Consider the following 8,108-nt stretch of genomic DNA (forward strand, 5'->3'; position numbering starts at 1 on the left):
TCAGTCAACGATTTGGATAGGAGTCAGGGCGATCGGCTAACCCTTCGTAATCTTGCTCATGATGTGAAGAAGCTCCGGCAGGCCAACGCTGTATTCGCAGCCTGGTTTCTGCAAGCTTCCGCTTTTCGATCCGCGCGTACGCGATATATCCCGCGATCAGAAATGGAATGGCGGCGGCGACCGAAAGTCCCAGCTTCTTCAACAGCGTGACGAAGCCCTGGCCCATATCGCCCATAATCGTAAATCTCGCATACTTCCGCAAGTCTGGGACGTTGCTGATTAACGTAATGCCGTAAGTCCCTTTTTCCTTTACGGTAAATCGGTACATCGACTCTCCCTTTTTCCGGTTAAATGTGTACGTGCTTGACCTGTCTTCCGCTAACTCCAACGACGCCCTGCCGTCATCCGCCATCGCCGTGACCAAGTCGGGCAGCGCGACAACTTTATCGTTTTGCGTAATGGTGAGCGGACCCATTTCTCTCGTTGTCTCGGTATACTCGTAATAAATCTGGTACTTGCCCGGCTTCAATTGTACGGTGGTCTTTTCATTGAGCGCGAGATAATCCCGATTGTGAATTCCGGAGATTAGAGCGATTATACAAGCGACGAATCCTGCGAAGAGGATGCAACCCGCGAGGATCAATAACGCAAACTGACGGAGAAAGGCAGGCATGACGGTACTCCTCTGGAATCGATTGTCGGGTCTGATAAATGCATATTATTGGTAGTATAGACTAATATGCGATTAAGGTGCAGCATTATTATTGCGTTTTCGATACATTTACAAAACAAAAAGGCAGGCGCATCGAGAGAAGCTTTCTTCTCATTGCGCCTGCTTTTTCACTTTCTTCATCGGCTTGTTTTTAGCCAGCGGAACCGTTTAAGCCCTGCAGCTCATCCAGCAGCATCGTCCGCGTGACCGGATCGTCGAAATTCCACTGGCTGTCCATCATATGCACTTGGCCGTTCTTGACCGCAGGCAAGGACTTCCACAGACTGCTCGTGAACAGCGCTTCCGCCTGGGCTTTGGTCTCGTCTTCCTCATCCTTCAAAATGTAAAGCTCGTCGCCGATGTAGTCCGACATGACCTCGACCGAGATCTCGGCAAAGCGCTCGTCGCCGTCGATCAGCGTTTGGACTTTAGCCGGCGGCGCGTACCCGAGCGCGTCGTACAACGACACGGACAAGCCTTGATGGCCCATGACGTACAGGACCTTGCCCATCATGAGCAGCACGGTTGCGGATTGGCCTTGCTTGCCCTTCTGCGCCAGCAGATCCTTGGTCTGCTTCACTTTCTCGTCGTAAGCCGCTACATATGCGTCCGCAGCGGTTTCCTTGCCCAGCACGCCCGCGATCTCATGCATGCGATCGAAGCCGCCCTTTTCGGAAATAACGACGGTCGGCGCGATTTTCTCCAATGGAGGGAGGCCCTGTTCGTCCCAGTCGTTAAAAATAATCAGGTCCGGCTCCTGCGCCGTCACCTTCTCCAAGTTGGCGGGATAGCCGACGTCCGCGATTCCTTGAAGCCGATCGCCATAAGCGACCTGGCTGCCGATGACGCTCAAGCTGGCGCCGACAAGCGTAACGCCCAGCGCCAGCAGATCCCCGGGATCGCTGCCAACGTACACGATTCGCTTCGGATCGGTCGGGATTTCAACCTCGCGGCCTTTGGCGTCCGTGACTTTGCGGGTGGCGCTGGAGGGAGAGCCTGCAGGCGAAGCCGATTGCGCGGACGCCCCTTCCGACGATGCCGCCGGAGCTGCAGATCCGGTCGAAGATGCGCCCTCGTTGGCATTATTGCCGCATGCACTCGCAAACACAGTCAAAAGAATCACAACGAATATCATCCAGTTTTTGTTTGTACGCAATTTACTAAACCCCGCCTTAATCATGATAATGATAATCGTTATCAATATAGAACAAAAGGCGTCCCTCGTCAACTATTTTTTAGGCTATCTCCCTTTTCTCTTGCTCCCCCACACCGCGCCGGATGCCCGCCATGCACATTTCTCGGGAATGGATGGCCTGTACGCACCGTCGCCGTCGTGTCGGATGCCCGCCATGCACATTTCTCGTGCATGGATTGCCTGTATGCCCCCTCGCCACCACGCCGGATGCCCGCCATGCACATTTCTTGTGCACGGATGGCCTGTACGCACCGTCGCCGCCACGTCGGATGCCATCCATGCACATTTCTCGTGCACGGATGGCCTATACGCACCGTCGCCGCCGCGCCGGATGCCCGCCATGCACATTTCTCATGCACGGATGGCCTGTCCGCACCGTCGCCGTCGTGTCGGATGCCCGCCATGCACATTTCTCATGCACGGATGGCCTGTCCGCACCGCAGCCGTCGTATCGGATGCCCGCCATGCACATTTCTCATGCACGGATGGCCTGTCCGCACCGCAGCCGTCGTATCGGATGCCCGCCATGCACATTTCTTGTGCACGGTTTGCCTGTACGCCCCCTCGCCGCCGCGCCGGATGCCCGCCATGCACATTTCTTGTGCACGGATGGCCTATACGCCCCCTCGCCGCCGCGCCGGATGCCATCCATGCACATTTCTAGTGCACGGATGGTCTGTACGCCATGTCGCCGCCGCGCCGGATGCCCGCCATGTACAATTCTTGTGCACGGATTGCCTGTACGCCCCCTCGCCGCCGCGCCGGATGCCCGCCATGCACATTTTCCGTGCATGGATCGGCGCTCGCCCCGTCGCCGCCCGTCCTTCAGTCGCGTTGCAAAAAAACGGAAAAAAGCAGAAGTCGCATCTGCTTTTTCCCGTTAATTTCTTCTATACCGATGGCGCAGAGGACTCAGTCTCCGCCGTTTCCCCGCCTTCCTCTTCATTCAAAGCCGCCAAAATGCGCGCGGCCAGCGCTTCGCCGATGGAGACGGCCTTGAAGTCGGCCGGCGAAGCCTCCCGAATCGCCTTGAGCGAGCCGAAGTGCTTAAGCAGCTGCTTGCGGCGTTTCTCGCCGATGCCGGGGATGGCGTCGAGCTTGGAAGCGATCATCGACTTGCCGCGCTTCTCGCGGTGGAAGGTGATCGCGAAGCGGTGCACCTCGTCCTGGATGCGCTGCAGCAGGTAGAACTCCTGGCTGTCGCGCGGCAGCGGCACGACCTCCGCGGGATCGCCGACGAGCAGCTGCGCGGTACGGTGCTTGGCGTCCTTGGCGAGGCCGCATACCGGCACGAACAGGCCCAGCTCGTTCTGCAGGACATCGATGGCTGCGCCGATCTGGCCGCGGCCGCCGTCGATGACGATGAGGTCCGGCATCTGCAGCCCTTCCTTGAGCACGCGCTCGTAGCGTCTGCGCACGACCTCGCGCATCGTCTCGTAGTCGTCCGGACCAGTGACGGTGCGGACGTTGTACTTGCGATATTCCTTGCGGTCGGGCTTGCCGTCGGTGAAGACGACCATCGCGGATACCGGCGACGCGCCCTGCATGTTGGAGTTGTCGAACGCCTCGATGCGGTGCGCCGACGGAATGCCGAGCCACTCCGCAAGTCCCTCGGACGCCTTGACGCTCCGCTCCTGATCGCGTTCGATCATGCGGAACTTCTCCTCGAGCGCGACCTTGGCGTTGTCGGCGGCCATCGCGACGAGGTGGCGCTTGGAGCCGCGCCTCGGCACCGACACCTTGATCTTTAGCCAGCTGCGCAGCGATTCGCCGAGCTCGCCGCCCGACTCGTCGGAGGCATCGGAAGCGCCGGCGCCGGATGCATCGCCCTCGCCTTCGGCCGCCCCGCTATCGCCCTCGGCCGCTTCCGTCTCGTCGGCCGAAGCCGCGACCCGCTCGATCAGCGCGTCGTTCAGCTTGCCGCCGGCGGCCATGACGCCAGCCCCTTCGGCCGCTGCCGGGGCGCTCTCCGCTTCGGCAGCATCGCCGGGCGTCACCGGCAGCAACACTTCGCGCGGCAAAGCCGGATTTTCCGAGTAATACTGGGCAACATAGGTCATGAAGTCCTCGTAGGCTTCCCCGTAATACGGGAAAACGGACACGTGCCGCTGAATCATCTTGCCCTGGCGCATGTACAGAATCTGCACGCACATCCAGCCTTTGTCCACGGCATAGCCGAAGACGTCGCGGTCTTTGGCGTCGGTCATCGTGATCTTCTGCTTTTCCATGAGCGACTCGATCGCCTGGATCTGGTCGCGGTACTCGCGCGCGCGCTCGAACTCGAGCTCGCCGGCGGCCGCTTCCATTTTGCGCTGCAGCTCCCGCTTGATATCGCCGTGCCCGCCGTTCAGAAACCGCGTCACCTCCGAGACCATGCGCTCGTACTCCGATGGCTCGACCGGGTATTCGCAAGGCGCGACGCACTGTCCGAGATGGTAGTAAAGGCATACTTTGTCCGGCAGCGTATTGCATTTGCGAAGCGGATACAGCCGGTCGAGCAGCTTCTTGGTCTCTTGCGCGGCAAAGGCGTTGGGATAAGGCCCGAAGTACTTTCCTTTGTCCTTGAGCACGCGGCGCACGACCTCGAGCTTGGGATGCTTCTCGCTGGTAATCTTGATATAAGGAAAGGACTTGTCGTCCTTGAGCAGCACGTTGTACCGGGGCATATGCTCCTTGATCAGGTTGCACTCGAGAATGAGCGCCTCCATGTTGCTGCCGGTGACGATGTATTCAAAATCGCGGATCTCGCTCACGAGCCGCTGCGTTTTCCCGTTGTGGCTGCCGATGAAATACGAGCGTACGCGGTTTTTCAGCACCTTGGCTTTGCCGACGTAGATGATGACACCCTCGGCGTTTTTCATTAAATAACAGCCCGGCTGGTCCGGCAGCAGCGCGAGTTTGTTGCGTATATGTTCGGCCGCCTGCTCGCGGCTCGGCAGCGGCGGATTGGCTTGGACGTCCATGATGATATTGCGCCTCCCGAAAATAAATGAGTTCGGAGGATGACGACCGCCGATGCGATCATGTGATCCCGTATTTTCTATTGTACCACAGAAGAAAAGAGTTGCTTTACAAGCGTTTACGAAGTTGGGTATACTAACGGTAATGACTTGTTTCAGGAGGATTTCCCCATGGACAATTATGTACAAGATCCGCGCCAGCACGTGAACGAAGAGCCCCGCGACGACCTGCAGGATCTCGTATTCGGATTCGGCGGCATGTTCGGCTTCATGTTCCTCGTGTTTCTGATCGCCGTGATCATCAAGCAAGTAATTTCCTGATCCCCTTAACCAGACCGCGAGCAGAGCGCCCGTTCCTACCGGAACCGGGTGCTTTTTAATGTTTTTTGCGCGAAAAAAACGCCTCAAGCATGGCTGCATCGCCACTGCACGAGGCGTTTCTTCGTTCGATCCCGACTTAATTTTTGACGAGCGTCACGTCGTCGATTTGCATGGAAGTCGATCCAGGCGAATTAACGTAGAATCCGATATCCAACTGTCCATTGCTGACCGTTACGGTAGACGTATAATAACGCCATGTCCCGTCTACGGTCATGTTGGTGAATATGTCCCCGCTTCCGTTATTCGTCGCTTCCATTCTGCAGAACGTCGGAGCCCCGCCGTAAGCCGTCGCCTTGACCCATGCGCCGAGCGTATAGGAACCGTTGGCAAGTCCGGTCTTGATCTGATGAACGCTCTGCTGATAAGCGGCCGTATGCCAGAAATACAGCTTGAAGCCGCCGCTGTGCGCATCGTTCGCGTCCACGCCGTATCTAGCCGCTTGGCCGGTCGGATGCCATTCCGTCCAGCCGGAGATGTCGCCCGTTTCGAAGCCCGGGTTCGTCACCGCTATGCCTTGGGAGCTGCTGCTCTTCTTGATGTAAACCATGTCCCAGTATTGCAGGGTCGGAATCGTGAACTGCACATAGGCGCCGCCCGTGTCGGAGCCCGTCGTGAAGTTCAACTGGGACGTTTTCCCGTTCTCGTAATCTGGAGAAGCGAAGTTGACGCTGCTCACCGTGCCGGAGCCGTAGTAATATTTGACGCTTACGTTCGATTGCGCGGTCGGCGCCGGCTTGTTGGCGTCCGAATCGCGAATGTCGGTATTCGCGATGCCGAGCTGGTTGACCATCTGAATGACGTCGTACCCGTTGCCCGTTTTGGTGAACGTCCACACCTTGTTGGCGTCGGACGTCGTGCTCGATGCCAGGCCGTTCAGCGAGACGGCATTCGTGGTGTTGGTCAGTCCGTCGCGCAGCAGATTCTCATAGGCAACGGCAAAGTCGTAGTAGTTCAGGAGCCGCTTCTTAAGGTCGTCGGTCATGACCAGATGGTGGTTCGGGAAATATTCGTGGTCGAGCATCTTCAGGTCGTCGCCAAGCTCCAGATGCTGGGCGCCCATGGCGAAGAATCCGGCGTCGGCAAGCAGAATGCCCGGTGTGTTGAAGTTGCCGGGGTTCGCGTCGGTAAAGTTGCTCTGGTAATTGTAATTCATATACAGCGGGAAAACGGAGGCCTTGCCGCCGCTGTCTCCGGACTGGAAGTCGAGCACGGTCTTGACGTTCGAGAAGCTCCGCGCGCCCCACAGCTCCGTATACATCAGGTCGACGTTGCTCTGTGCCGTCGGAATTCGGCCGTATTCGTCGACGTTGTTGAATACGATCGTCTTGCCGAGCGCGGCCTTGGCTGCGTTCAAAAACGGCTTGAACGTATTTTGGAACGAGACGGCATTGCCGGCATAGTCGTACTTCGTTCCGGGATTCCCGAGCTGGTCCACGTGCCAGCCGTCGAAGGCAAAGGCATCGAATACCTGCTGCTCCTTGCCGATAATATAGTTCTGCCAGCCGGTATCGGCCGGATTAAAGGTCCATAGATGGGTCGTCGCCCAACCGCCCGGCAACGTGACGGAAGCCTGGGTGCCGTGGGCATTGTCGTTAAACAAGCCCCATTGATTGCTAACGCCCGAGCCGTCCTGCCCGTAGCCGTCGACGGCGCCGTTGATCAGATTGTAGTTCATGGCCGAAATATTGCCGTTGTGGGAAGCGTTAATATAGTCGACTACCGTCTGCTTATAGATCGTGCGGTTGGCGATATCCGGCCAGGAGGCGTCCGGATTCGTCGTGCTGCCTTTGACCGGTATGTGATGCTTCCACTGCCAGTCGTAGAACTGGAGCGCATTGATATGATAATCCTTGAGCATGTCTACGGTTGCCGAGGAGGTGCCGGCAGTCTGGTTGGGAAAGATCGATAGAAAGCCGTAACGCGGAAATTTGGTCCAGTTGGAGGAAACGTCCACAGCGGTATTTAGATTGTCGAGGATCGTGCCTACCGAATCCTTCGCCCATGCCTCGACGGCATAGCCCTGGAAGTCCGTCGACGGCGGCGTCCAGGTGTACGTAAGAGAGGTCGAACCGCCCGCGGCGAGCGAGAACGTCTTAACCTGGGACGCGCCTGGAAGCTCGTTTTCCAAGTGCTTGAAGTACAAGGTTACCGTGCCGTTGTTGACGGCGGCTCCCGTCGCATTAACCAGCTTGACGGTGATGGTGACGGGGTTGCCTGGGTTGTACCTCGCCTTGTCCGTGCTCACCTTGGCAATTAGGCTGCCGGCCGTGTAAGCATAAGCCCGTGCAGGATGGAAGCTGCCGATGGATAGCATCGCGAAGACCATAACCAAACTCAAACATGCTGCCAGCGATCTGCGTACCGTCTTTGCAATCATTAACGAAAAAACCTCCTTCGAAGGATGAGCTGCAATTAAAACGCTTACAAGGGCCAGTCTATCATGTCCTTTTGGAAAAAGCGGTGGACTGAATACTGCTGTAGCGTGCACTTTATTACGAGGTCGACGGGGCGGATGGCAGGTGTGGGGGGTGTTTTAAAGTGAGTGGAGGTTTTTTCCGCTATGGCGCCGCAGAGGTGTCCTCGCGGCTGGACTAGCGGAAGTTTTTTCCGCTATAACAAGACGAGGATGCTCCGGCGGAGGGGCTAGCGGAAGTTTTGGACCTCTGTCAAGAAAGTGGACAGTACTTTAACGAGTTTTAGCTTATCTCTCTTACAGAAAATTGTGCACGAAACTGAGCCGGCGACAGGTATCCCAGCGAGCTATGGATTCGTTTGCGGTTGTAGAATAGCTCGATGTACTCGAAAATCTCTTGCCGGGCTTGTTCCTTCGTTCGAAACTTCGTGCAGTAAATCAGCTCTT

At 57.3% G+C, this 8,108-nt stretch carries 6 protein-coding genes; 1 reads left to right on the plus strand and 5 read right to left on the minus strand.

The genetic code is table 11. The annotated features are described in order from the left end of the window. Positions 1 to 4: 4 nt before the first annotated feature. The 3 genes from ACFOTD_RS15040 to uvrC form a co-directional block, all read right to left on the minus strand. Entirely contained in the window at positions 5 to 673 is a 669-nt protein-coding gene (locus ACFOTD_RS15040; RefSeq protein WP_378120076.1) for a hypothetical protein, read from the minus strand. 190 nt (positions 674 to 863) lie between these two features. Then, positions 864 to 1,835 carry an ABC transporter substrate-binding protein gene (locus ACFOTD_RS15045; RefSeq protein ID WP_378120077.1) on the minus strand — a complete coding sequence of 324 codons (972 nt, stop codon included), beginning with the start codon at positions 1,833 to 1,835 and terminating at the stop codon, positions 864 to 866. A gap of 962 nt (positions 1,836 to 2,797) precedes the next feature. Next, positions 2,798 to 4,870, minus strand: a complete 2,073-nt coding sequence (gene uvrC / locus ACFOTD_RS15050; protein WP_378120079.1) for an excinuclease ABC subunit UvrC — start codon at positions 4,868 to 4,870, stop codon at positions 2,798 to 2,800. Positions 4,871 to 5,038: 168 nt separating this feature from the next. Here uvrC and ACFOTD_RS15055 point away from each other — a divergent pair, with 168 nt between their 5' ends. After that, positions 5,039 to 5,188: a YqzM family protein gene (locus ACFOTD_RS15055; RefSeq protein WP_090110524.1), complete on the plus strand. Its 150-nt coding sequence runs from the start codon at positions 5,039 to 5,041 to the stop codon at positions 5,186 to 5,188. Between the two features lie 136 nt (positions 5,189 to 5,324). Here ACFOTD_RS15055 and ACFOTD_RS15060 read toward each other — a convergent pair whose 3' ends face one another. Together ACFOTD_RS15060 and ACFOTD_RS15065 are read right to left on the minus strand one after the other, a co-directional pair. After that, positions 5,325 to 7,625, minus strand: a complete 2,301-nt coding sequence (locus ACFOTD_RS15060) for a glycoside hydrolase family 66 protein (protein WP_378120081.1) — start codon at positions 7,623 to 7,625, stop codon at positions 5,325 to 5,327. 319 nt (positions 7,626 to 7,944) lie between these two features. Then, positions 7,945 to 8,108, minus strand: a 164-nt coding sequence (locus ACFOTD_RS15065) for an IS3 family transposase (protein ID WP_378120094.1), incomplete at its 5' end; no start/stop codon positions are given.

The sequence above is a fragment of the Cohnella sp. GCM10012308 genome, assembly GCF_042649185.1.
GTDB lineage: Bacteria > Bacillota > Bacilli > Paenibacillales > Paenibacillaceae > Cohnella.

Coding starts and splice junctions, on each gene's coding strand:
- ACFOTD_RS15040 (WP_378120076.1), bottom strand. CDS start 673: ATGCCTGCCTTTCTCCGTCAGTTTGCGTTATTGATCCTCGCGGGTTGC.
- uvrC (WP_378120079.1), bottom strand. CDS start 4,870: ATGGACGTCCAAGCCAATCCGCCGCTGCCGAGCCGCGAGCAGGCGGCC.
- ACFOTD_RS15055 (WP_090110524.1), top strand. CDS start 5,039: ATGGACAATTATGTACAAGATCCGCGCCAGCACGTGAACGAAGAGCCC.
- ACFOTD_RS15060 (WP_378120081.1), bottom strand. CDS start 7,625: ATGATTGCAAAGACGGTACGCAGATCGCTGGCAGCATGTTTGAGTTTG.